General features: G+C 43.0%; 29 protein-coding genes. 17 read left to right on the plus strand and 12 right to left on the minus strand.

The window, feature by feature from the left end; translation table 11 throughout:
- Positions 1 to 126 precede the first annotated feature (126 nt).
- A complete protein-coding gene (sodB, locus tag R7P35_RS11705) occupies positions 127 to 711 on the minus strand; it encodes a superoxide dismutase [Fe] (protein WP_005396533.1) in 585 nt (194 codons plus the stop codon).
- Between the two features lie 285 nt (positions 712 to 996).
- On the opposite strand from sodB, the gene R7P35_RS11710 reads away from it, so the two are divergent.
- Positions 997 to 1332, plus strand: coding sequence for a Grx4 family monothiol glutaredoxin (locus R7P35_RS11710; protein ID WP_017635833.1), 336 nt, complete (start codon positions 997 to 999; stop codon positions 1330 to 1332).
- Between the two features lie 372 nt (positions 1333 to 1704).
- Here the strand turns inward: R7P35_RS11710 and R7P35_RS11715 are convergent, their stop codons facing one another.
- Positions 1705 to 2712 carry an AbaSI family restriction endonuclease gene (locus tag R7P35_RS11715; protein WP_318092102.1) on the minus strand — a complete coding sequence of 336 codons (1008 nt, stop codon included), beginning with the start codon at positions 2710 to 2712 and terminating at the stop codon, positions 1705 to 1707.
- Between the two features lie 123 nt (positions 2713 to 2835).
- Here R7P35_RS11715 and R7P35_RS11720 point away from each other — a divergent pair, with 123 nt between their 5' ends.
- Positions 2836 to 3018, plus strand: a complete 183-nt coding sequence (locus R7P35_RS11720; RefSeq protein ID WP_140052884.1) for a hypothetical protein — start codon at positions 2836 to 2838, stop codon at positions 3016 to 3018.
- A gap of 10 nt (positions 3019 to 3028) precedes the next feature.
- Here R7P35_RS11720 and R7P35_RS11725 read toward each other — a convergent pair whose 3' ends face one another.
- Complete coding sequence (locus R7P35_RS11725) at positions 3029 to 4051, minus strand: tyrosine-type recombinase/integrase (RefSeq protein WP_318092104.1); 1023 nt, start codon at positions 4049 to 4051, stop codon at positions 3029 to 3031.
- Positions 4052 to 4275: 224 nt separating this feature from the next.
- On the opposite strand from R7P35_RS11725, the gene R7P35_RS11730 reads away from it, so the two are divergent.
- Positions 4276 to 5553, plus strand: coding sequence for an N-6 DNA methylase (locus R7P35_RS11730; RefSeq protein WP_318092105.1), 1278 nt, complete (start codon positions 4276 to 4278; stop codon positions 5551 to 5553).
- A 47-nt stretch (positions 5554 to 5600) separates the two neighbouring features.
- Here the strand turns inward: R7P35_RS11730 and R7P35_RS11735 are convergent, their stop codons facing one another.
- From R7P35_RS11735 to R7P35_RS11750, 4 genes are all read right to left on the minus strand, one after another.
- Positions 5601 to 6254: an MAE_28990/MAE_18760 family HEPN-like nuclease gene (locus R7P35_RS11735; protein ID WP_318092106.1), complete on the minus strand. Its 654-nt coding sequence runs from the start codon at positions 6252 to 6254 to the stop codon at positions 5601 to 5603.
- Entirely contained in the window at positions 6251 to 7369 is a 1119-nt protein-coding gene (locus R7P35_RS11740; protein WP_318092107.1) for a DUF262 domain-containing protein, read from the minus strand. The genes R7P35_RS11735 and R7P35_RS11740 overlap by 4 nt, the downstream gene beginning before the upstream one ends.
- A gap of 77 nt (positions 7370 to 7446) precedes the next feature.
- The gene (locus R7P35_RS11745) at positions 7447 to 7950 is read right to left on the minus strand and encodes a PH domain-containing protein (RefSeq protein ID WP_318092109.1); all 504 of its coding nucleotides are present in this window, start codon (positions 7948 to 7950) and stop codon (positions 7447 to 7449) included.
- 25 nt (positions 7951 to 7975) lie between these two features.
- Positions 7976 to 8620: a phage repressor protein CI gene (locus R7P35_RS11750; protein WP_318092111.1), complete on the minus strand. Its 645-nt coding sequence runs from the start codon at positions 8618 to 8620 to the stop codon at positions 7976 to 7978.
- Positions 8621 to 8768: 148 nt separating this feature from the next.
- Between R7P35_RS11750 and R7P35_RS11755 the strand changes: the two genes are divergently transcribed.
- The 10 genes from R7P35_RS11755 (at position 8769) to R7P35_RS11800 (ending at position 14827) form a co-directional block, all read left to right on the plus strand.
- Positions 8769 to 8981 (plus strand): hypothetical protein, encoded by a 213-nt coding sequence (locus R7P35_RS11755; RefSeq protein ID WP_017821157.1) that lies wholly within the window; start codon positions 8769 to 8771, stop codon positions 8979 to 8981.
- Between the two features lie 110 nt (positions 8982 to 9091).
- Positions 9092 to 9631, plus strand: a complete 540-nt coding sequence (locus R7P35_RS11760) for a phage regulatory CII family protein (protein WP_140091999.1) — start codon at positions 9092 to 9094, stop codon at positions 9629 to 9631.
- Between the two features lie 9 nt (positions 9632 to 9640).
- Positions 9641 to 9976: a hypothetical protein gene (locus R7P35_RS11765; protein ID WP_069515557.1), complete on the plus strand. Its 336-nt coding sequence runs from the start codon at positions 9641 to 9643 to the stop codon at positions 9974 to 9976.
- A gap of 63 nt (positions 9977 to 10039) precedes the next feature.
- Positions 10040 to 10342 (plus strand): hypothetical protein, encoded by a 303-nt coding sequence (locus tag R7P35_RS11770; RefSeq protein WP_149150495.1) that lies wholly within the window; start codon positions 10040 to 10042, stop codon positions 10340 to 10342.
- A complete protein-coding gene (locus tag R7P35_RS11775) occupies positions 10324 to 10551 on the plus strand; it encodes a hypothetical protein (RefSeq protein WP_104974954.1) in 228 nt (75 codons plus the stop codon). The genes R7P35_RS11770 and R7P35_RS11775 overlap by 19 nt, the downstream gene beginning before the upstream one ends.
- Entirely contained in the window at positions 10548 to 10787 is a 240-nt protein-coding gene (locus tag R7P35_RS11780) for a hypothetical protein (protein WP_054576242.1), read from the plus strand. Before R7P35_RS11775 ends, R7P35_RS11780 begins: the two co-directional genes overlap by 4 nt.
- Complete coding sequence (locus tag R7P35_RS11785) at positions 10774 to 12861, plus strand: hypothetical protein (protein WP_318092113.1); 2088 nt, start codon at positions 10774 to 10776, stop codon at positions 12859 to 12861. Before R7P35_RS11780 ends, R7P35_RS11785 begins: the two co-directional genes overlap by 14 nt.
- A gap of 184 nt (positions 12862 to 13045) precedes the next feature.
- Positions 13046 to 13777, plus strand: coding sequence for an AHH domain-containing protein (locus R7P35_RS11790; RefSeq protein WP_017635458.1), 732 nt, complete (start codon positions 13046 to 13048; stop codon positions 13775 to 13777).
- The gene (locus R7P35_RS11795; RefSeq protein ID WP_318092163.1) at positions 13777 to 14352 is read left to right on the plus strand and encodes a hypothetical protein; all 576 of its coding nucleotides are present in this window, start codon (positions 13777 to 13779) and stop codon (positions 14350 to 14352) included. Before R7P35_RS11790 ends, R7P35_RS11795 begins: the two co-directional genes overlap by 1 nt.
- Before the next feature lie 166 nt (positions 14353 to 14518).
- Positions 14519 to 14827 carry a hypothetical protein gene (locus R7P35_RS11800; protein WP_318092116.1) on the plus strand — a complete coding sequence of 103 codons (309 nt, stop codon included), beginning with the start codon at positions 14519 to 14521 and terminating at the stop codon, positions 14825 to 14827.
- Positions 14828 to 14838: 11 nt separating this feature from the next.
- Here the strand turns inward: R7P35_RS11800 and R7P35_RS11805 are convergent, their stop codons facing one another.
- Both R7P35_RS11805 and R7P35_RS11810 read right to left on the minus strand, forming a co-directional pair.
- Complete coding sequence (locus R7P35_RS11805) at positions 14839 to 15414, minus strand: DUF2335 domain-containing protein (protein ID WP_318092119.1); 576 nt, start codon at positions 15412 to 15414, stop codon at positions 14839 to 14841.
- Positions 15407 to 15823 carry a hypothetical protein gene (locus tag R7P35_RS11810; protein WP_318092121.1) on the minus strand — a complete coding sequence of 139 codons (417 nt, stop codon included), beginning with the start codon at positions 15821 to 15823 and terminating at the stop codon, positions 15407 to 15409. Before R7P35_RS11810 ends, R7P35_RS11805 begins: the two co-directional genes overlap by 8 nt.
- Positions 15824 to 16273: 450 nt before the next feature.
- On the opposite strand from R7P35_RS11810, the gene R7P35_RS11815 reads away from it, so the two are divergent.
- Entirely contained in the window at positions 16274 to 16546 is a 273-nt protein-coding gene (locus tag R7P35_RS11815; protein ID WP_318092123.1) for a hypothetical protein, read from the plus strand.
- Between the two features lies 1 nt (position 16547).
- Here the strand turns inward: R7P35_RS11815 and R7P35_RS11820 are convergent, their stop codons facing one another.
- The 3 genes from R7P35_RS11820 to R7P35_RS11830 all read right to left on the minus strand — a co-directional run bounded on the left by R7P35_RS11820 (position 16548) and on the right by R7P35_RS11830 (position 19678).
- Positions 16548 to 16799 (minus strand): ogr/Delta-like zinc finger family protein, encoded by a 252-nt coding sequence (locus tag R7P35_RS11820; protein WP_079765352.1) that lies wholly within the window; start codon positions 16797 to 16799, stop codon positions 16548 to 16550.
- A 78-nt stretch (positions 16800 to 16877) separates the two neighbouring features.
- Positions 16878 to 17906 (minus strand): phage portal protein, encoded by a 1029-nt coding sequence (locus tag R7P35_RS11825; protein ID WP_206958097.1) that lies wholly within the window; start codon positions 17904 to 17906, stop codon positions 16878 to 16880.
- On the minus strand, positions 17903 to 19678 hold the full coding sequence (locus tag R7P35_RS11830) for a terminase large subunit domain-containing protein (protein ID WP_318092124.1): 1776 nt from the start codon (positions 19676 to 19678) through the stop codon (positions 17903 to 17905). The genes R7P35_RS11825 and R7P35_RS11830 overlap by 4 nt, the downstream gene beginning before the upstream one ends.
- A gap of 166 nt (positions 19679 to 19844) precedes the next feature.
- Here R7P35_RS11830 and R7P35_RS11835 point away from each other — a divergent pair, with 166 nt between their 5' ends.
- The 3 genes from R7P35_RS11835 to gpM are packed head-to-tail and all read left to right on the plus strand — an operon-like array spanning position 19845 to position 22433.
- Positions 19845 to 20702, plus strand: coding sequence for a GPO family capsid scaffolding protein (locus R7P35_RS11835; RefSeq protein ID WP_318092126.1), 858 nt, complete (start codon positions 19845 to 19847; stop codon positions 20700 to 20702).
- Entirely contained in the window at positions 20702 to 21706 is a 1005-nt protein-coding gene (locus tag R7P35_RS11840; protein WP_139060856.1) for a phage major capsid protein, P2 family, read from the plus strand. Before R7P35_RS11835 ends, R7P35_RS11840 begins: the two co-directional genes overlap by 1 nt.
- A 10-nt stretch (positions 21707 to 21716) precedes the next feature.
- A complete protein-coding gene (gpM, locus tag R7P35_RS11845; RefSeq protein WP_318092130.1) occupies positions 21717 to 22433 on the plus strand; it encodes a phage terminase small subunit in 717 nt (238 codons plus the stop codon).
- Positions 22434 to 22495 lie beyond the last annotated feature (62 nt).

Consider the following 22495-nt stretch of genomic DNA (forward strand, 5'->3'; position numbering starts at 1 on the left):
GGCGTGGATAAGAAAAACTTTAGTAAAAGAGGGAATTATTTAAAGGTGCTAGGGAAGGCGAAACAAAAAAGCCCGCTAAATAGCGAGCTTTTGAATAAGACTAAATTGAACTTAGGGGGAAGTATATTACTTCGCTAGGTTCTCAGCTACGAAGTCCCAGTTTACTAGAGCCCAGAAGCCGTTCATGTAATCAGGACGTACGTTGCGGTAATCGATATAGTACGCGTGTTCCCATAGGTCAACAGTTAGAAGTGGTGTTGTACCTTCTTCTGTTAGAGGAGTAGCAGCGTTAGAAGTGTTAACGATCTCTAGAGAGCCGTCAGCTTTCTTAACAAGCCAAGTCCATGAAGAACCGAAGTTGTTGATTGCTGAATCAGTAAACTTCGCTTTGAATTCTTCAAAAGAACCGAATGCTGCGTTGATAGCGTCTGCAACTGCGCCAGTTGGCTCGCCGCCCGCATTTGGAGCAAGACAGTGCCAGTAGAACGTGTGGTTCCAGATTTGCGCTGCGTTGTTGAATACGCCACCAGTAGAAGTCTTGATGATCTCTTCTAGAGTTTTGCCTTCGAACTCAGTACCAGGGATAAGACCGTTAAGCTTAACAACGTAAGTGTTGTGGTGCTTACCGTGGTGGTAGTCTAGAGTCTCTGCTGAGATGTGTGGTTCTAGTGCGTCTTTCGCGTAAGGAAGAGCTGGTAGTTCAAATGCCATTACTCGATTCTCCATTGATTTGAAAGGATGACCTTTCGATTGCTTCCAGTGTTTTTTTATAGCTATGTCGCCTTTAAGGCTGACTTGCTAAGTATTTTAGCAAGTTTTTACTTTATTAAAACCCCGATATGAAAATATTTTAAGAGGTTAGCAGTGGTGAAGTGCTGCATTGCTCGCCAATGAGCAACCTAAAATTAAGCCTTATTAATTATATGGTTTTTATTCTGTCGTTATTGAGTAGAATGTGGCAAATAAATAAAGTTCAAACCCATGAATGAGGAAGCGATGGAAACTATCGACAAAATCAAACAGCAGATCTCTGAAAACTCAATCCTGCTGTACATGAAAGGATCACCGAAACTACCTAGCTGTGGTTTCTCTTCTCAAGCGTCACAGGCACTAATGGCATGTGGTGAGAAGTTCGCTTACGTAGACATTCTGCAAAACCCAGATATCCGTGCTGAGTTACCAAAGTACGCGCAATGGCCAACTTTCCCTCAACTATGGGTTGAAGGTGAGCTTATCGGCGGTTGTGACATTATTCTAGAAATGTTCCAAAAAGGTGAACTGCAGCCTCTAATCAAAGAAGCAGCAGCGCGCGCTGAAGATCAAGCTGAGTAATTCGTAAATACTCACATTTAGCGATAGAATACGAAGGAGCCGTACTGGCTCCTTTTTCTTTTTAGGTTAGTGGAATGAACATAAAGCTTTATTATGTGCCGCCTCCTTGCCTAACCTTCCTATTCGTTGCTATCCCTTGCTATATATAGAGTGTAAGTAACTCTTCAATCCGACTGTGACCTATGAATAACGACAAAAGCTGACCTGTGCCGCCATTTTGTCGCCATTAACCTTGACAGGTGAGATACGAAAGAATCGCTTGGTGAACCAAACAGAGCGCCTAGATAAGTCACTAATGAGAAACGCACTCTACATTAGATTTAGAGCTCATTCGTTGTTTGATACTTTCCTTTTTCTTAGCTCCAGATTCAATTATTTCATTTGTAGTTTGCCTGATTTAATCGCTTTCATAATAGCGATTGAATCGTCACGAGATGGATCTGAACCCCATTTAGCCTCAGGATCATAATCGATTTGGCTGTTGTCACTTGCCAATACTCTAACTTTCTCTTCTTCACTAACTCTATCGAAGATAATCTCTGTTTCCGTACTTTCATCAAGGTTCATACGAAAAGTTCCTACATATCTGTAAAGATTAAAACCCAACGAATCACGGGCTTTTGCAAAAACTATAGTTTTTCTACTACCATCAGCGACTTCACGCTCTTTTTGTTTTTGTATAGATACTAGAGCCTCTTCATTATTGTTAAGCGCACGTTCTATGATTTTCTTCCCATCTGCGGTTAACTCGTTGTGCCATAGACCGTGCTCATAAAGTCTTGGAAACCAAACCATATCTTTTGAACCATCAGGAATTTGCCATGCTCCTCGTTGATAGCCTTTTCCCTTGAAACCAAAGCATCGCAGTGCTTCAATTTGTTTCTGGAAAACAATATTGCCTTTGATCGAAACGATACCTGACTCGATAACTGGTTTAGCAGAGTATCTGCGTTCAAAGTCCCACGGGCAGAATTCATTATTTGATATCTGTTCGTTTTTCAAAGCTAAAATTTTGTTAACAATAGAGTCTACGTCGGAACAAATTTCGTTGAGGGGACGGTCTTGTTTGTTGTTATCCGCTATTTTAATGCGAGTAATAAAATGCTCAGTTACTTGTATGATATCTAACTCTCGCTTCGAATCTGCGTCCCTCTGACCTTCATGAAAGCGTTCATCTATCTCTACATGGATGTTAAATTGGGGGAAATACAAATCCGTGAGAGCTCTCGTCCCATCAGGGAAGCGTACCAATTGCTGTGTAATAAATTCAATATCATCAGGTAAAGCGTGGATAATTCGTGTAACAATAAAAAATTCCCATTTCTTGTTACGAATCTTACTGATACTACGCAATATATATTCAGTTTTTGTTAGTTGCATACCTGCACCTTTCGTGTTGTTGAACTTAATCATTTACAAACACAAGCTACCACGTAATCATTTAATTGCATAAAGTGAAGTTTTGATGAAATAAGCACAATATAAGGTGAGGCAGGGAAAATCATGAGCCAGGCAGTTATCGAATACGATCCTTTGGTACCAACCGAGAAGCACCCAGAAGGTATATCTCTCTGGTGGTTAGCAATTAACATAGGTACAGATAAAGAGGCATACACTAGCTTTGTTTGTAAGCCTACCAAACGCCAAATTCGACAGTTTAAAAAGAAAAATGCCCAAGCTTTATGAACCTCTAACCCTAAATCTTTAGTGAACTTAGAGGATTAAACCTCACAGCATCACTCAAATGGTTTGGTGAAAAGTGCGCGTAAATCATCGTGTGATCGATATGCTGATGGCCTAGGATTTCCTTCAATACAAGAATGTTGCCGCCATTAGTCATAAAGTGGCTCGCGAACGTATGACGTAAAACGTGAGTCGCTTGGCCTTCTGGTAAGTGGGGAAGGGCCTTAGTCAGCCATTTGTACGCCACGCCGTAACCGCAAGTGAAAAGGCGGTCATTGGTTGGCTTATAGATTTGGTTATACAACTCTTCAGAAATCGGTACCGTTCTGTTTCGTTTGCCTTTGGTATTGTTGTAGGTAATGCGGTATTTCGTCAGGTTAGAACCCTTCAGATAAATTGCTTCCCTGATACGCGCACCAGTCGCCAGGCAAACCTTATATATCTTCGTTAGCTCATCACCAATCGGGCTTTGTTGAGCAACTTCAAACAAGTGTCGAATTTCCTGTTCGGTCAGGAACGCAAGTTCGGACTCTGGCTTTTTGATTGCCTCAATACCATCAACCGGATTAGGCAGTTTCCACTCTCCAAGCTTTATCAACTTATTAAACAACGCTTTGAGCAACCCAAAGTCCACATTATTCGAAGCAATGGAAAGCTCTTTGTGTTGCTGGCCACGACCTTTGTTAGAACGGCTAGAACGGTAAGTCGCGAGTTGCTTGGAATTTAGGTGTGACGCGATAGGATTGCCCAAGTCTAAAACCATACTTTCTAAACGCAGGCGAGTATGAACACCGGACTTGAGATTCTTACCATGCAACTTAAACCATAGTTCGACTAAATCAGATAATCGACGATGATCAGGTTTAGAGCCTAACCACGGCTTGTCATCCACTTCTTTCATCAAGTGGAGTTCAAAAGCAGTGGCTTCGCCTTTGGTAGCGAAGCGTTTACGAACGCGTTTCCCCGTTCTGCCTTGAGGATAGCATTCGCAAAGCCATGGCTTTTTACTGCCGTCTTTAAGGTTTCTGATGGTCATATGAACTAACTGATTATATATACAGGGTAATGTTAGCGCGAATGAAAGATTATATCTATCCTATCAATGCTAGTTTGAACACTCTAACCCTATGTTTTTTCTGCAGAAAAACAAACAATGGAATATAAAATAATCCATTTATATCAGCATGTTAGAGTTGATAATTATTAGGTTAAGGTGTTTCTATATGGTATATTTAAGAAAATAATTTCTGCAGTTCTAAAATGAATCAACTTAATTCTCATAACTTATCCCTTCGTGATTATCTCGAACTAGATGATAGCGCGAGGGATTCCGATGCTTTACGGGAAATGGTGGACTTAGACTTAATCGACACTGTTTTGAGAAAGTGCTTAACCATAGAAGACATGCGAGAGGCTGGAAGCTTTTTCACAGGGTCAACCTTAGCTAAAAAAGCTTTAGATAGCTTTACTATTCCAGTTAACAGTGAAGCTGTTGTTTTAGATCCAACATGTGGCGCAGGAAACTTACTTATCGTATGTTCAAGAGAGCTTGAAGTGAAGGCTACGTTATCTGCAACGCTCGAAATTTGGGGGCAGGTGCTTTGGGGGTTTGATATTCATGAGTCCTTTATTGAAACTACTAAATTAAGATTAATAGTAGAAGCTCTGTATCGAGGAGCACGCAAAGATTGCTGTATAGAAGATGCCTTTGATTTACTAAATCATATTCTTTGCAAAGATGCGATGTTAGTAGAAGCCAATGAACTTGAGCCAGTTACGCATGTGATAATGAATCCTCCATTTTCTGACTGGCCATCACCAAGAGACAATTATTGGAAAAACGGAAAAGTTAACGCCGCTGGAGTTATTTTTGACAAGTATTTACGCATTCTACCTACAGGTTGCCTTGTTACTGCAATCTTGCCAGATGTACTTCGCTCTGGCTCTAGATATGGAGGTTTTAGAGATTTTTTGAATAGTAAGCTTGTTGCTTCTTGTGAAGTTTGGGGACGTTTTAACACTAAGACGGATGTTGATGTTTTTCTGTTAATTGGTTACGTTTCTGACTTATGCACAAGTGAAATTCAGTGGTACGAAGAGCTAAATGACTATCTTAAGCTTTCTGATAAATATGATGTTCGTATAGGTCCTCTAGTTGCATATCGTGATCCCGAAGAAGGATGTGAATATCCTTACTTTCACCCCAAAAATAGTCCGACTTGGGGAAGAGTGGAGAGCAAAGATGTTAGAGAAAGAAGAAGGTTCAAAGGTACCGTCTGTAAGCCTCCATTTGTTGTAATTAAGCGTACGTCGAGTCCGTCTGATAGGTATAGAGCAGCAGCTACGGTCATAAATACGAAAGAGTTGACCGCAGTAGAAAATCATATGATTGTAGTAAGTCCAAAAAGTGGGAGATTGGCGGATTGTATTTCTTTGCTAAAGGTTCTTAAATCGTCAAAAACCAATGATTTTTTAAACAACAGAACTCGAATGAGGCATCTGACGGTAGGTGTCATAAAAGATATACCTTTGGATTAAACCGCATAAATTAGTTTTATGCGGTTTAATTAGCTTGGAGCAATCTGTTAGCTTGCTTTTTTAAGATAGAGTTTATTCTCTGCCGCGTTTCTGACTAAATTTTGAAAAGTTTCTATCATAGTTAAAAGTTCTGTTTCCAGTTCACTGTGCGCGTCTTCTAACTCCAATTCGTTTAGTCTCTCTCCATGTGCGATAGCATTACGACACTTTAACAATTTTGAATTTATAAAGTGCTCTTTTAGTTCATAAATAGAAGTATCTAACCCTAGTTGACCAAGGATATTAAAGACTACTTCATATTTAAGGTTTGATTCAGTATCAATAACAACACTTTCGTCTACATCAAATTTTTCGTCTCGTTCTTGAGTAAGGTAGTTAAAAATCTCCTGTTGGGAGGAAAAGCGCTTTATGGAGAAGCCTTGTTTGAACTTTTCACTTAAGCTCATCTGAACAAAATTATCAGTCATTTGTTTGTAGCTAGGTGCGACATGCTTAAGATAAAGAAGATAAACTTGAGCACAAAACTTAATATGTCCCTCCCAATGTGCATAAAGCATTGCAACAGAGGCACGCATTAAGATTGTTTTCTCATGCTTGCGACTAGCTCCGACCATTAACTTTAGCGTGGTAAATTCCTTTCTCCGCCATGCTAAGTCCTTGTCTAGTAGGTCTTCAAGCTCCCCTAAAGACCTAACTTTCATGCAAATAACTCCTTACCCAAGTCGGCCATAATAGTCATTCTCTCAATTGGTCGAGAGCGCTTATCTAGCACTGCAATAAACTTTTCATGATTAGTTAAAGCTTTTGATTGAGCTCTAATCAGCTCAATTATATCGTTATTTGACTTTTGGCTGTTTTCTACAAGGTAAGAAACTCCGACGGTAAGAGCCTCAAATACTGGTAGTGAGATGGCGCCTTCATGTCGATTTTTCTGATGGTTGTATTTTTTAAATGCGCAATCTTCTAACGCTTGATTCAGTAATTTGAATGTGCGAGTAAACGTCGCTTTCTCCTTATCAAGGTCTAACTTGGAATCAGTTTTGAGTAAGCGAGTCATTTCGGCGTTTAGATAAGGCGCTACATCAGAATGTTCTTTCTTGATATTTTCATCAGAATGGCGCTGTACTATAAAGCGAAGAGCTAGCTCTTGGTTGTAACATTCCTCATTTTGTTTTTCTGACAATGGAGTAGTGTTGATGAAGTTTTTATCACTAGCTAGATCTTTCAGCCAGGTGTAGCTATCTTCATTCAACATTAATAACATACAGTTACGAACTTCCTGATCTGATAGTTTTGAACCGCCGGTATTTAAACGTTGAAAAAGTTCAAACTTTGTATCGCCTTCACTTTCTCTTTTGATTATTTTTATGTCTAGCTTTTCGCGTTTAAACACTCGTTTGATATCAAGGTCGATTTCGGAGTTTGGCTCATGTGGGTTTTCCCATACTTTTCCTTCTAGTGCAGGTAAGTATTTGGTTGCAAGTAGTTTTAGAGGCTTAACTATCTCACCTTCTTGGTTTTTTAGTTTCCCCATAAATGAAAGAATAGTTGAAATACGTTGAAGGCCATCTACAACGTCCCAAACACCATCTCTTCTTTGAGCGACAAAAATAGATGGTAGAGGAATACCTAATATAATTGATTCAATTAGCTTGCTTTTTTGTTCTTCAGACCAACGGTAAACACGTTGAAATTCGGGATGTATGTCTAATTCGCCATCTTCATACAAGTTAACCAACTCCCCAATAGACATAGGGTAAGAGTCGGTATGGACCTGCATTCGAGCAGCATCTATTTGAGTTTGTAATTCAGACATAGTAGCCTCTAATCGTTAAAATTATTTGTGTTAGTAAGTATAATTGGTTGATCTCAAACGAAACCATTTTCATGAATTTATATTTCAGATAATAATTTGGCTTTTTGCTGTTGAAATTCTTCTTCGGTAAGGACGCCAGCATCTTTAAGTTCACCTAGTTTTTTTAGTTTATCAATAGCTGATTCTGCATTGCCTGAAGAAGTGCTTGGTTGGCTAGATGTGCTTGAACGACCGTCTTCGATTGCATCAACAAGAGCTTGGACAACTTCCTTTTCTTGCAAGCATTTAAATGTAAGGTCATCATGACTTGTATGAAGGCTAATCGTATAGTGGCCAAGAATAGATTTACGCTCGATAGAGGTAATACTTTTCAGCGGGATATTTTCTAGAACTTCGCCAAAAAATCCTTTTCGATAGAAATACACTTTCTCATTAGTGATGAGCAAGGCACCATTGTGTTGGGTTTTGTCACCAGAGCCCATCATTTCACCGATATAGCCTTCGCCAGTAGCGATAATCGTTTCACTCGGTTTTAGGTGTTTTTCTCGAAAAGCCTTCACGTGTTTACATTCTTTAGCCATTCTATTTCTCCTAGCCAAATAACAATCAGTCTTTTTTTGAAGTAACGGCCACTCTGCCCATTACTTTTATATCACTGTCGGATACTTCCATTGTTGTTTCGCCAAAAGCAATCGCAAGCTTCTTACCAGGCAGGCGTTGAATTTGGTTTATTGATAAGTTTCCGTCGATGTCGATTAGATACTTACCCGATACTGCGTTGCGAGTGTCTTTATCTACTAGATAAATCGCTTCGTTCGTTTCAACTTCCATAAGTGAATAACCACTTAGTCCGTAGCCATTGATACGACGTATAGAGTAAGGCACTTCGCCAGTATCAAGTAGTTCCCCGTTTGTGAGGCAAAAGCTTTCAAGGATGATTGTTCCTCTCTGCTCGCCTGCATACTGAGAGGGTAAGTGGCTACTCAAGTATGGAGCTTTAGCGCCGTTTGATTCTTCTTCGTCGATTCCTAATGCCAGCTTCTTAATTGGGATACCTTTGGCCAAATGAAGTCTAACTATAAGTTCATGCGAAGTTCTGTCATGAGTATTCCAAGCGCTAAAAGTAGCTTTAGGTACGTCAAATAATTCTGCCATCTCCAAAAGTGTTTTACAGCCAGTCACTTCTTTTAGAGTTTCCGTAAATGCCTCGCCTTTCAAATAATCGAATGGTGGAATCTTTTCCATTTTCATAGTTCGTATATGCTTTTGTGGATTCGATCTGCTTTTGTGTATTGACTAAATGCAAAAGTGGATCAAAAATGTATTTGTGTTTCGGAAGTCACGCCGACCAAAGCAAGAGACAGCCGAAGAAGATAGACATAAATACAAGGATATCACCATGTTAACGTACAAGATACCTCCACTAAGTCCATATGTGACTTACGAAGAATACTCTCGCCTTACTGGTTTACCTATGGGCACCATCAAACAATACGTGACTGAAGGTCGCGTCATCATCAAGCCCAAAGATAAACGCCGCGATAAGCCTCTGATTAACATGGTTGCCATGCACGAAATGGCGGCACGTGAAGCCATTGCTGCGCTAGGGTAAGTCATGGTTTTTACCTCTCATGTTCCAACTCAAACGCACTGTCCAATGTGGCTAGGTGTGTTCGCGTTGGTTGTCATTCTCGTACCGCCTTTCATGTAAGAGTGTGGATCATGGACGCAAATATAGCTATGTGCGGATTCCGCGAACGCAAACAGCGTTCTTTTAACGCTGCATGCTGCGACTTCGCCATCAATCATAATATGGAAAAGCTGGCTCCACGCATTGGCCTGACTGGGAGAATGTTGCGTAACAAGCTCAACCCAGAACAGCCGCACAAGCTGGACCCAGTGGATTTGGCATTGCTGAGCAAAGAATCCGGCGATTACACCATTGTGAACACACTCTTTGCTGACCTAGGTGTGGTGACGGTTCAGTTACCTCAAGACGGCGAAGAGAAGAACCTTTTAGAGCGCACACTACTTAACAGCCAATATTCAGGTGAGCTGTCTAGCGATGCAATGCACATGTGCAGTGCAGACCGTTTACCTCGCAGTCAAAAACGCAAAACCATAGCCAAGGTTCAAGCGGCCATCGGCAACTTGGTTTTGTTCGTCAATGATTTAGAAAACCGCACCACCGGCTTTCAGCCACTCATGCAAATGGGCACAGATTTCCTAGCCAACGGTGCGCCACTTCCAGGCTTAGCCTAAGGAGAACCTATGAGTCAGTTAGCTATTCAACAAGAACAACAAAAGCAAATCCCCAACGCCAGCGAGAGCATTGCTGCCTGTAAAGCGTTGTTCAATGGTTCCGCTACACGCGGCAAGTTGAAGCAGTTGTGGAACGGTATGCCACCACGCTTTCGCGGCTTGGTATTGATAGCCGGTGATCTGAAAGCCTCAGAGCACGTGCGAGAGTTTGAAAGCTTCAACGATTTGGAACTCCAAAAAATCCGTAACGGTATGCAGCAGATTAAAGAAATCGCGACGTTGTTCGATCGCAATCTTGGTGACGTTCGACGCCTCAAGCATTACCAATTCAGTAGTACGCATTGATTCTCCAAGCCTTTGCCCCTGTAACAGGGGGCTTTTTTTCGTCTTAGCGTAGGAGCATAAAAGATGAATCTAAATGAAGTCGCAAACAAACTCGCGATCCAAACAACTATTAATAGTCTGTTCGCTTTGGCGTTGGATAGCTCAGATGTCATCAGTATTCGTATCGAGTACTCATCAAAAATGAGTCTTATCAACGTGATTGTGTTTGATGAGAACACAACGAATAACGCTCACAACGTTGTATTGATTGATAAAGAGCGTGCGCTAGAAGAACTACTAAATATTGAAGATTACCTGATTGAACGCATTGCTATTCGTCGCGATAAGAAAGAACTGGAGCCTGATTTATGCAATATGCCGCAATAATGCTTTGCCCAGCTGGCGGTGTTATCCGCCATGAAGACACTCAAGAAGTTGCCAATGTAATGGTTGGCGACTTCGACTCGCTAGACCAAGCGATCGAACAAGCGTGTGTATCCCTCAGTTGCACTCATTTAACCAAAGGCGTTTTGAGCAAAGGCAATGGGAAAGGCGGCTTTATGTTGGTAACGACCCAAGAACTGGAGGCGGTATGAAAAATAAAAGGATCACTTCAGTTAGTGTCGGTGATGATGTCATTCAAATTTTGGAAGGACGAACAAAGACATATGAAAAGTGTGCTATTGCATATTTTGCTGGGCCGGAAGGATGGGGCATAACCATGACTATTCGACTCGAAGAGGTCGAAGGTTTTCTGAAGTCTCCTGATACACAGAGACTATTCGTTAAGTTTTCGAAAGAAAAATTAGGGATAGAGTATGAACCAGTCTGACCTTCTCTATATCGGCGGGGCAGTGATGCCCCTGGACCGAATCAAAAATAACGACGCCAGCTATAATGCTGGTTTTTTAGGTTCCAAAATTTACTCAGACCAAGAACAAGCGCTACTGGATAGCGGAATGGTCAAAAAAATAGCGATATATGACCGCGTTCCCAATCGAAAGTCTAAGCGTGAGCGAGATCTTCAAGAGCGAACTGACTTCTATAAATCTGTAAATTACCTCTCGGAACACGACCGCGAAGCGGCGGCGAGAATCGCCGAAGAGTATAGGCTAGTCAAAGGGCGCAAAAGTCCGACAGAGAAATTTCGCCACAGAAAAGACAAGCAAATTAAGCAGTTGATGAGTCTGAGCAAGTCTCTACGCCCTAAAAGTATCATCAGCAATGCCGACGCCAACTTTAGCCATGATGCTTTGTATGAAACGAACGAGCGCTCCAAACCTGCCATTCTCAATCAGAATGGAAAACGAGGACAAGCCGAACCTAAAAAGATTCCTATTTCAATGCAGTTAATGCACCGGTCTTGGAATGAAACTTATAAGTTTCAGGCGGTAACCGAAACGCCATCTAGTGCTGCGCCTTCGGAAAACAGTGGTGAGAGGTTCTCGGAAAAGCTGACGTCCCGTTCTGTTTCTAAAATATTTGAGGCAGGGGCTTACACTGCAGCTTGTCATGGTGGTTTCTCTACTTTTCTCACGCTGACTTTCACCAAGGCACAACGAATGGCCATATTCGGTGGAATGTTGGATGGAAGTGAGTGTGTCAGCATGGGGTCGCATCATCCAATAATCTATAAGCGCAACATGGTGACAGTACATCCTAAGCGTGGTGAAAAGAAAATTGACCAACCAATCACGGATATTGGTGGAGAATACTGGCTGTTTCCAACCTTAGATAGTAAGCGTGTTAAAGCTATGAACCAGGGCAGTGTCATAGCCGGGCCGTATTGCGATCTCAAACAAAAGCCCAAGCAAGAGTTCTCGATGGAAAAAACCTTAGAGACAACGATAGGTAAAGAAGTCTCTCGTTTTCTTGATGGCGCAAAGAAAATGTATCAACGCGGCTGGGTTGCGGATCATACCATCCAAGTTGACAAAGATAGTGGACGAAAGTACTGCGACTTATCTCAGGAGAAAGTTGCTAAACATGTTCAGCCCAGCGATGTTGGCCCGACTAACTTGCCTGCTGATTTCCATTACATATGGGTAGCCGAGTGTCCAGCCAATGAAGATGGAGAGCCTAATCCGCACGTTCATATTTTGCTACGTTGGACGGTACCAGAGCATCTCTTTAGTCCTTGGGCTAAGCGACTTGAAAAAATATGGGGGCATGGATTTGCGAAATTAGAGCGAATCAAAAAACCAAAAGCCGCCGGTTCTTACATCATCAAAGCAGTCGGTTATGCCGCTAAAGGTGAAAATGCTGACCAAGGGCTAATCAAGGGAAATCGATACAATATCGCGAAGTGCTCAAGAGCTCCTGCCTGGGAAACTCTTGCTTCGTTTGAAGCTGGCAATATGACCGCAATAATTAAGGAGTTGGGCTATAAACTTGAGCAATGGAAAAAGCCAATTAAGCGGCAAATCCGCAAGCTACGAAATGCCAAAGAGCAAACCATCAAAGCTAAAGCCATTGCCAAAAAGCAGCATAAACCTGAGGAGTACCAGAACAAGCTTTATCAGCGAATCATCCGTTTGGAGAAGAAGGCCGAAAAGCTGAGCCAGAACTTACATAGCAGGGGAGTGCATGTGAATACGAGCAATCGCTTCTGCATTACGTTTGAGGGAGAACTGGCTAAGGATAAAGTAGACAAGTTTATGGTTTGGGCTGCTGGTGCAAGAGGGTGGTCATTGAATTGTAGAGATCTGGACCTGAGCGATATAAAACAAGACGCGAGCCACTTCTATCAATCTGAATATCAGCGATTTAAGGAGAATCAGTCCTATTGGCAATCACTATTACATGAATCTATACCACACATGGAAGTTGATGAAAGTGAGCTTTCTTATTGGTATAGCATTACGGCAGATTATCTCGAGGGGCGGCTTTTCCCAATATTGAGTTAGTCCGGTTTGTGTCGCCATAAGAACCTAAAGGTTAAAGTAGTGAACCGTTATTTCTTAAAGTTGATTTAAAGTGCTATTGCTTGCATAAAAATCTGAGCTGTAGGCCACATAAAGGCTATTGATTATTTGCTCGTCAGTTGTGCGAATGTTATCCAACGGCTTTGTTTGTTCGAGGGATACGAGTATGAAGCATAATTTGAGTATAGTTGGACGAAAAACGAATCGTCCTAGTAATCCAACTGCAGCTGAGTTGGCCTTAGATCGTTTTGATGCGTTAGTCGACGATTTCTATAGTAAGTACCGTGTGGCTCCACCTGCGGGTGAAACTGAACAGCAAAGAGCAAAACGATTGCAGTTTGAAGCACAAGACTTGAGGTTTTTGAAAAAAATGAGGATTGAACTCATTGCTCATGCTCGAGTTGAAGATATGCAAGCTAAGTTGCAATCGTACTCTGCAGAAAACTTAAAAAAAAATGCGAAAGAGTTGTTCGTTGAAAAGCATCACCCGACGACGAAACTAGCTAATAACCTAACCGCTGCAGGAGAGCCTAAACCAACTAAAAACCATGAGCCTCACCATATCATTCCTGGCTCGGGAAGGTTTAGAAAAGCAGAAATGAGAGCCGCAAGATTAAATTTGCACATGCATAAAATTGGCATAAATGCGCCCGTAAATGGTGTTTGGTTAACAAATTATGCGAAACATACGGACTTTAACTGGGAAGCACCTAAGTCTCCGGCTCACCGTTCGATTCATACATTTAATTATGAAACTTGGATTAGTTCCAAATTTTCGAAGGGTATTCCGAGTAAACAGCACTTTGAGGCTAACTTACTTCGGGTCAAAATGGAGTTAAAGAGTGGCACCTACCCTAAAGAGGTCTTGGAAGCTAAGAATGAAGTTTGGAAAGGATGATGACTGTTTATAAAATTACAGATGATTTAACTAAGTTTCAGTCGGTATGTTCTGGCCCAGATGAAATCGCTACCCAGTTGGGGGATTTCGACTATTTTGAGAGAATCTTATTGCAGGCTGTTGAAAATAAATCTTTGAAAGATATTTGGAAGCCTGCGGAGGTCGAGTTTGAAGATGTATTAACCGATAACTCCGTATTGCCTGATATTAGCTTATGGTTACGAACATATCTTGTTTTATCGCCGAGGGCATATGAAGCTTTAAGTAGTTGCTTATTTGAAAGCGGGGATTTTTTACCTGTCAACTATCAAGGTGAACAATGGTATTTATATACATCGCTGACTTTTGGAAAAGAAGATAGACAAAAGTGTGTAGAGAAGATCTCATATGGAAGCCCTGATGGGTTAGAGGTTCTTGAATTCATTGATGATGATGTGAAAGATAAAGTGATCTTTAAATCAAGATTAGAAGGGGTCAGCAACTTATACTGTACAGAGAGGTTCAAAGCTATGTGTGAACAAAATCAGCTTAATGGACTCGTATTTTCTTCTAACCTGACAGATCCATTCAGTTAACGAATAACTTGATTTTAAACAACCCGTCCGCAAAGAAAGCAGAGCGAGAGCTCTGCTTATATTCAATATCAGAAACCTAGGGTTTAATTCTCGGAGTTCTGTCAATAACTGTACGGAACATCGCGAGTCACAGGTCAGCGATCAGCTATCCCGAATACTTGAACCAATGAAGGATAGGGCGACTTCACTACCAAATATTGATAAAACGGCACTAGCCGCACTGCTAAAAGGCAGCAGTTTACGCATTGATGATGAGACTAGTGTTCAAATCCGCGCAGCGGAGGTCGATGAGTACGGCAACGTTCGTCCAGCTCAGCTGGTTGAAGTTACCCGCACACCTGCAGAAAATAATAGTTGGATGAATTTTGAAGGTTGGGACCAGGCATTAGCCCAACCCGAAGAGAAAACTAAAGAGTACCAACAGCCCGACCTTTCGTTCTTCCCAGAGATGGAAGATGACTGGCCGTTGGTGTGAAAGTAGGTAATCTATTTAGTTTCTTGAGAGCTATCGTTTTCTTCTATTTTACTAACTTTAGGACGTGTTACTTTTTTACGCATGAATACACCAGCAAGAACGGCTACTGAACCAACAACACCAGCAGTGACTGGTTGTCCCGAAACCGCCGCATAAGTTATTGCCCCTATTGCAGATAGAGAGATAATCAGACCAGATATGATCCCTAAGACCGTCTCAATTGTATTTCCTCGCAAAGCACCTTTTTGCATTTGTCTGATATGCTCTGCGTCATTTTTGGCCATATCAAGAATATCGCGCGCTGCACCAGGACAAATATCTTCATATCCTTTCATTATATCAGGAGGAGGAAGAGGTCCAGAAAAGTGTGTTTGGGTGGTGACTTGGAGTAGTGCTCCTGCAACTTCGGGATGTTCACGAAGTATTCTTTCTACTTCAGGGGTCTTCTTTATGACTTCACCAACGCCAGGTTCTTCTTCTACAAGAACATCTAAAGGATTGGGAGGGAGTTCTGAACTCTGAGTAGAATCAGAGCCAGAGTTTTTGTTCTCTGGCTCTGGGGTTATGTCTGATTTGGTATTAGTCATTGTTGTCTTTGGATTCTTCGACTTCTGTCTTAAGTTCGTTTTCGAGTTTTTGCAGCTGTATTTTTAGCTCACTGATTTCATTTAGTAAGCTGTCTTTTTCCAACTCAAACTCTTTCAGGTGGATAACGATATTAATAAAATGCTTTTTATTGACAGTGCTTATGTCAGAAGAATCTAGATGTTGGTAAAAGTAGCTTTTAAACGAATCGTTTCTCGCACTACTTAACGCTTCATCTCCAATCTCTCTTTCTTCTAGCATACGGTCATATTTTAGTACGCTATTTGCAAGGTTCTTACCCACGTTACTCCATGCATCAACACTAGGTGAACGTTTAGGTATAAACTTGTTATAGTCAGTCTTTGGCCAAATACAGAATGACCTGGAAATGCCCTCTAAGAACGCACTCATGGTGTACTCTCCATATATCTTTGGCTTGTTAAAAAATGCATCATATTGCAATGGTGAAATAGAGTTTTTATGTGCTTTATACTGAACAATCGTAATCGAGACTACTAAAATGAGCAATAACTAGTGTGTCAATTTTTGACACTTCATTCGCAAAAAAGTGCTTGGATATAGCCACCTAGAATCGTAGCACTATAAGTTGTTAACGAAATTTTAGTTTCTTAAAACGATTAACCGCCAATATTATTTTAGATAGTTTGAGTGCAAAGATCGTGTTCTCAAATTTCTGGAAGATGCTTAAACATACATGGATAAACTCTACTAATACTTACTCCCTCTCTTGCCCAAAAGCAACCTCACTACGACGTTGACACCCAGCTTGCATAAATGCAAAACGGAAACAGAAAATTCTTAATGAGTGAATTATGTCTAAAAACCACTGTGGAAACCTGTATGGATATACAGTATATTTCATTGGTGATTAGTAAGGGTGTTGATATGTCGGATAAAAATCAAAACGATATCATGTTGTCTGCTTTAGAGATCGTCATTGATGGTGTAGCAAGTAGTGAGGCGACAGAGCGAACTCGAACGGCAGGTGCATACATAGCAGGCTTAATACTGGCGGATGCGAAAGGGCGGTTGGACTCTGAAAAACAAAAAGCCATCTTGAGTATTATCGAGATGGCTTGCGAAACGGAGAGTACTGCTTTTATGTCGAAGTAATTTACAACATAGATAGTTGGTGTTTGAGCTGTTGCCGTGCCTCTGGCGGCAACGCCTTACACAAGTTGAATGCCAGTTGGCTTGTCGTTTTTGCCGATGGGCTCAACGTATGGCTATAAGACAAATTCATCACAAATGTATGTCCACATTCTGGGTCACTGCAGCTGCAATACAAATCTGAATGACTGTTGGTTAAGCGGTTGGATTTTTGGATACGGCTTTTGCTTCCACACTCCGGGCACAACACTCTCATATAAAACACCTAGCTTATTGACTGACTTAATAATCATACGTCAAAAAGCTGTGTTTTTATACAGTTTTGGAGGCGTATTTAGGCCGTGTCTCCATGTATTAAATTGAAATTAAGGCGCAAGTGCTTAGGTACCTCGGGGTCTGAGTTCACCTCATCCATAATCAGCTCACACACCGGAATGATCTCATCCTTGGCGTATTCACTGCCTATCTTCGTTGGGTCGCCTAAACTGGTCGTACCCTGCGGAATAATCCCTGCTTTACCTACTGGGAAGCGGTGGCCGACAAGAATATCCTGCGCGGTAATATTTTTGATGCGCTCAAATTCATCTTTGGTGGCGATATCACCAACTGGAATCAGCTGAATCCCTTTCTCTTTGCCATTCGGAATGTTCACAAACATACTGCGGAAGTTACCCACGCCTTTAGAACTGGCGATCTTCTGCTTCAACATTTCTTCATCTTCTTCACTAAGGTTTGGGTCGGTGGCGTAGAAGATAAAACCCATGTGTGCGCCGTTCTTATAGTAGCGACGGCGGAACAAAGTCGCGTCTTTATTCAGCAAGCTGCTCTGAATGCTGCCTAAGTAATCCGCCAAACCGTAGATTTGTTGCTGCGGGTCATACTGAGGCAAGAAAATAACATCTTCCTTTTTATATTCGCGTTGCTGGTTGTCGCGTTCCAGAATGACGAAATTGCCGTTTTTGCGTCTGCGAAGGTACATGCCAGGTAATGGATGCAAACGAACCACACGTTTGAAACCATCGCGGATTTTAAGAAACGCAGCATCACCAAAGGTGAAGTAATCACGGCAAAAGGCTTGGATGTGTCGGCGGCGGGTCGCGCCTCCATTTAGGAAGCGCCCAGCTACGTAGTTTGCCCGAGCAATAAGTAGTGAACCGTGGTAGGCGTTGGCTCGGGCGATATCGGCCAAGCCACTGCGTGAAATAGGTGGTTCCCAATAGTTATCGGCATCGTTGTAGAACAAATCTGAATAGGTGGTCATCCAACTGTTTGAGTCGATGGACTCTGGTGAGGAGTCGATGTGATAGACCGACTCTGGCGCGTGTTCTTCTTGTTTGACTAAAGTGTTCATTTGCTCGGTCATGCTGCAGTGGCCCAGGTTGATTTAGTTGGTGTTGAGTGATCTAACGGCTCGTTAATGATGGCGTGAGAGATTGCCCAGAATGCATCGGCGTGTCCGGTCGTTTCGCTGCGTTCTGCTTTAAAGGTCATGGCGTTACCGCTGGCCGTTGGGACGCGCTTAATCGCCATAAACGCCATGGCAATGTCTTTGTGTTCGGCATCAAACTGCAGGCGTTTGGCTTCTACTACGTCAATCATCTTCATTACCAAGCGGTTTTTGTTTTCGTTGCTGTAGTGGATGGCGTGCGCTTCACGTGGGTATTTCTTCGAAATTAAGTCCCAAACACCGCCGCCAATACCCGTGGTGTCGACTCCGATGTAAGTCACTTTGTAGCGCTGAAAGACTTTGTCTATTTCTGAAACGTGATATTGGAAGTTCAGACCTTTCCAATAGTGTTTTTCTAATACACGGAAACGTTCGCCAGCTACGACAGGCGGAGCGACAACCACCAAACAGGCATTGTCACGGGTTCGGCTTGGGTCGTAACCTAACCAAACTTCCCTGTTGGCAAAAGGTCGTTTGTTATTTGGTTTAAAGTCTTGCCAGTGGGCGGCATCCACCATGCCTTTTTCAAGGTCAGAGAATTTGAAGACAGACAGCGAACCATCGACAAACACACACATAAACAGGTTTTTGAAGTCGTCACCACTGTACTCTTCGCGCAGTTCGTCAATGTCGAATAGGTCACAGCCACCGTTTGCCGCATCTTCAATGGTGACAACATAACGCCACTGTTTGTCTGGGCAGAGTCGGCCACCGTCTCGGAATTCATCAAAAGTCGGGAATTCAACGTGGGCGCGAGAGTCTTTACCTTTGCGCCACTGGTCTCCAGTCCAGAACGGGTAAGCCTGGTGCATTTTAGACGATGGCGTAGAAAAGTAGGTTTTGCGCCACTTCTTATGCGTCGCCATTGCCGAAGCAAGTTTGTTCAGCTCATCGAACTTAGGGATCCAGAAATATTCATCGACATAAACGTGGCCGTGGTAACTCTGCGCGGTCTTGCTGTTCGTGGACAAAAAGCGCAGTTCGGCACCGTTGGAGAGAATAATAGGGTTGCCGGTTAACTCAATGTCTAAGAACTCTTTACCAATCGCAATGATGTAGCTGCGGAAAACTTCAGCCTGTGCGCGTGATGCAGAAAGAAAAATTTGGTTGTCACCAGTCAGAATCGCATCTTCTAAGGCTTCACCACTGAAATAGTAGGTAGCGCCTATCTGGCGAGACTTCAGAATATTACGAATACGCTGTTTGATGTTGTTACGCATCGTGTGCTGGTATTTGAACAGAGATTCGTGCCAGCCTTTAAAGTCATCTTCTGTCAGGTGCTCAATGCTGTTTTTCTTACGGTTTTTTTTACGGTTGCCATTACTGCTGCTTTGTTTTGATGAGTCACCATCACTCTTTGGTGAACTGCCTTGCGAAAGGTGCCGCTCTACTTTGGCTTTTGCATCAGCGTGAGCTTTTAACAGCTTAACGTGGTGATCGATAAGCTTGTCCATTTCCTTGAGCTGCTGATCGGTTTTCTCATCCTTATCTATCAACACCGCCAAACGACGATTAATCATTTCCTCAACAGAAAGTTCATTAAGCAACAAAGCCCAGCCGAATTTCTCCGCCCAGGTATAAAGGATGCGCTCACTATTAAGGTTCAGTTGCGCCGCAATTTCTTTCGGAGGAACACCGCGTAAATAGAGCTTTTTCGCGGCTTCTCTTATTTCATCTGAATATGCCATAGCTGCATCATACGCGCCGAAAACTTGCAGATGACCTAGATAATTTCCTGAAAATTCTAGTTTTGGTTAAATCCGAATTGGCAGGAATTGAAGTGGCTGAAAGCCGTTATTCAAAGGCGTATTGTTTGCTCACACCGATATGTGAATGACAAGTTTGAGTACCAAAATGCCAAAGATTAGTGACTGGAAAATCATTGCTACTGAGGGGCCAACCGTAGACGGGCGCAAAATTACCCGTGAATGGATTGAGCAAATGGCGGCAAGCTATGACCCGAAAGAGTACACCGCGCTAATCTGGCCAGAACACCGTCGATTTTATGGCTACGGTGAAAACTGGGGCAATGTTGTTGAGCTTAAAGCGGAAGAAGAAGACGGCAAATTACGTCTGTTCGCGAAGCTAGAGCCAAACGAATTCATGCTGGAAGCCAACCGCAAAAAGCAAAAGTTGTTCACATCCATCGAGCCAAATCCCGATTACAAGGGTGAAGGGCGTTGCTATTTAATGGGCCTAGCTGCGACTGACTCCCCAGCCTCCACAGGTACATCGCGCCTTCAATTCTCTCGTAAATCTGGCGAAACCACCGAATTAGAGTGCAGCGCATTGGAAGAAGTCGATTTTTCCGAGTGTTTCACGCGCAAAGACCGCTTTTTCGCGGCATTCAATGAATTTTTCTCTTCTGGCGATGAAGTGCCAGAAACTCCATCAAAAGCTGAGGATCCCGATGTGACTGAAGAGCAACTTAAAGCAGCACTGCAAGAGCAGTTTTCTGCATTCAAAGGTGAGTTCAAGAAAGAGCTTGCTGAAGAGTTCAACTTGCAAAACGAACCAGAAACACCAGAGCCAGAAGGACAGGGCACAACCGTTGAGCAGTTCTCTGCCACTCTGGACGAAAAGCTAAAACCGTTAACTGAGAAAGTGAACGGTCTCGAAACCAAATTCGCTGAACTTTCACAAGAAGTACCAGGCCAAGAGCCGAACCCATCGGGTACCTCTGAGAAGTTCTCACCTGAGGAGACTTTTTAATGCTGAATGCACTATCTACCACCTACCTACAAGAGTTTTGTGCAGCGACGTTAGCAGCGGCAAATGCTCCGCAGGGTACTCAGTCATTTAACCTGACGCCTCCAATGGAAACCAAACTTCGTCAGGCGATTATGGAGTCAGATGCTTTCCTTGGCATGGTCTCATTGCTGCCAGTTCAGCAAATTAAAGGTCAGGTTGTTGATGTGGGTGATGATGGCCTGTCTACAGGTCGCAAAGACAATGGTCGCTTTAGCGTTGAAGTCGGTCAAAGTGGTAATACTTACGAGCTGACTAAGACGGATTCTGGCGCACATATCTTGTGGGAAACCATGACTCAGTGGGCAAACTCAGGCTCAAAAGGCCAATGGTTGACCATGATGAAAAACGCCATCTCTCGCCGTTTCGCATTAGACATGTTGCGCGTTGGCTTTAACGGTACGTCTATCGCAGCTAACACAGACCCAGTCGCTAACCCGCTTGGTCAGGATGTGAACAAAGGTTGGTTAACCATCGCGAAAGAGAAGAAAGCGAGCCAAGTTCTTGCTTCAGCCCAACTCGACCCAACAGGCGCAGCCGCGGATTCATACAAAAACCTAGATTCGTTGGTTCAAGACCTGATCAATACCACGATTGCACCAGAACATCGTCAAGACCCTGATCTAGTGGTTCTCGTCGGTTCAAACCTGGTCGCAGCAGAGCAGCATCGCTTACTGGAATCCGCAAACACACCAACGGAACACAAAGCCGCGCAGCAGTTAGCCAAAACCATTGCAGGTAAGAAAGCCTATACGCCGCCTTTCTTCCCTGCCGATATGGTTTGGGTAACCAACACTAAAAACCTGCAAATTCTTACTCAGGAAGGGACGCAGTGGCGCAAGCAGAAGAATGACGAAGACGAGCTTCGCTTCAAGCAAAACCACATCCGTATGGAAGGTTATGCAATCGGCAATCTTAATAAGTTCGCTGCTATCGAGTCTGTCACCGTTGTTGAGCCTGTAGCTTAAGGAGTAATGCATGGTTAGCCCATTAGCAAAACAGCGCCGAAAGCTCATTGAACAGCAAGCTAACCAGTCTGCACCGGAAGCCGTTTCCGGTGCAGATACCGACAGCCTGCACATCAAGCTGATTGAGTTTGAAGAAGATCGCAAGTATTTGCGCTCATTCAACGCCATCGCTGATCGAATTAAGCACAAACGTGAAGTACTGGTACCGAAGTACAAGCCGTATGTTCAAGCCTACTTAGAAAGTGGCGAAGCGTTCGAAAACCCAATTTTTACCAACATGGTGGTTTGGCTATTCGACATTAAAGAGCTGGATTCCGCGATTGAGTGGTGCATGAAAGCCATTGAGCTAGATTTGCCTACGCCAGAAAACTTCCGCCGTGACTGGCCGACGTTCTGTGCTGACGAAGTGTTGGCATGGGCGGAGAAAGAATCCGAACGTGGTCATTCCATTGAGCCTTGTTTCTCCCAGGTGTTCGACAAGGTCGAGAAAGAGTGGAGCTTGCACGAGAAGGTTCACGCCAAGTGGTACAAGTTCGCGGGTTTATACCTAATCCGAAATGAAGAAGGCCAGCCGCAAGCCACAGCGGTTGGCAACGTAGAAACGCTAGAAAAAGCCTTGGCTCTGCTTCAACACGCGCACGATAAGAACAGCAAAGTGGGGGTGGGTACCCAAATCAAGAAGATTGAAGCCCGTATTCGCGCCATTAACGAAGGCAAGAATCTGTAAAGACTCCTACGCCACCGCGCCTCGGCTGGTGAGGTAAGAGAAGCTAACCGGCTAACTCGATA

The sequence above is a fragment of the Vibrio sp. Vb0304 genome (genome assembly GCF_033338995.1).
GTDB lineage: Bacteria > Pseudomonadota > Gammaproteobacteria > Enterobacterales > Vibrionaceae > Vibrio > Vibrio alginolyticus.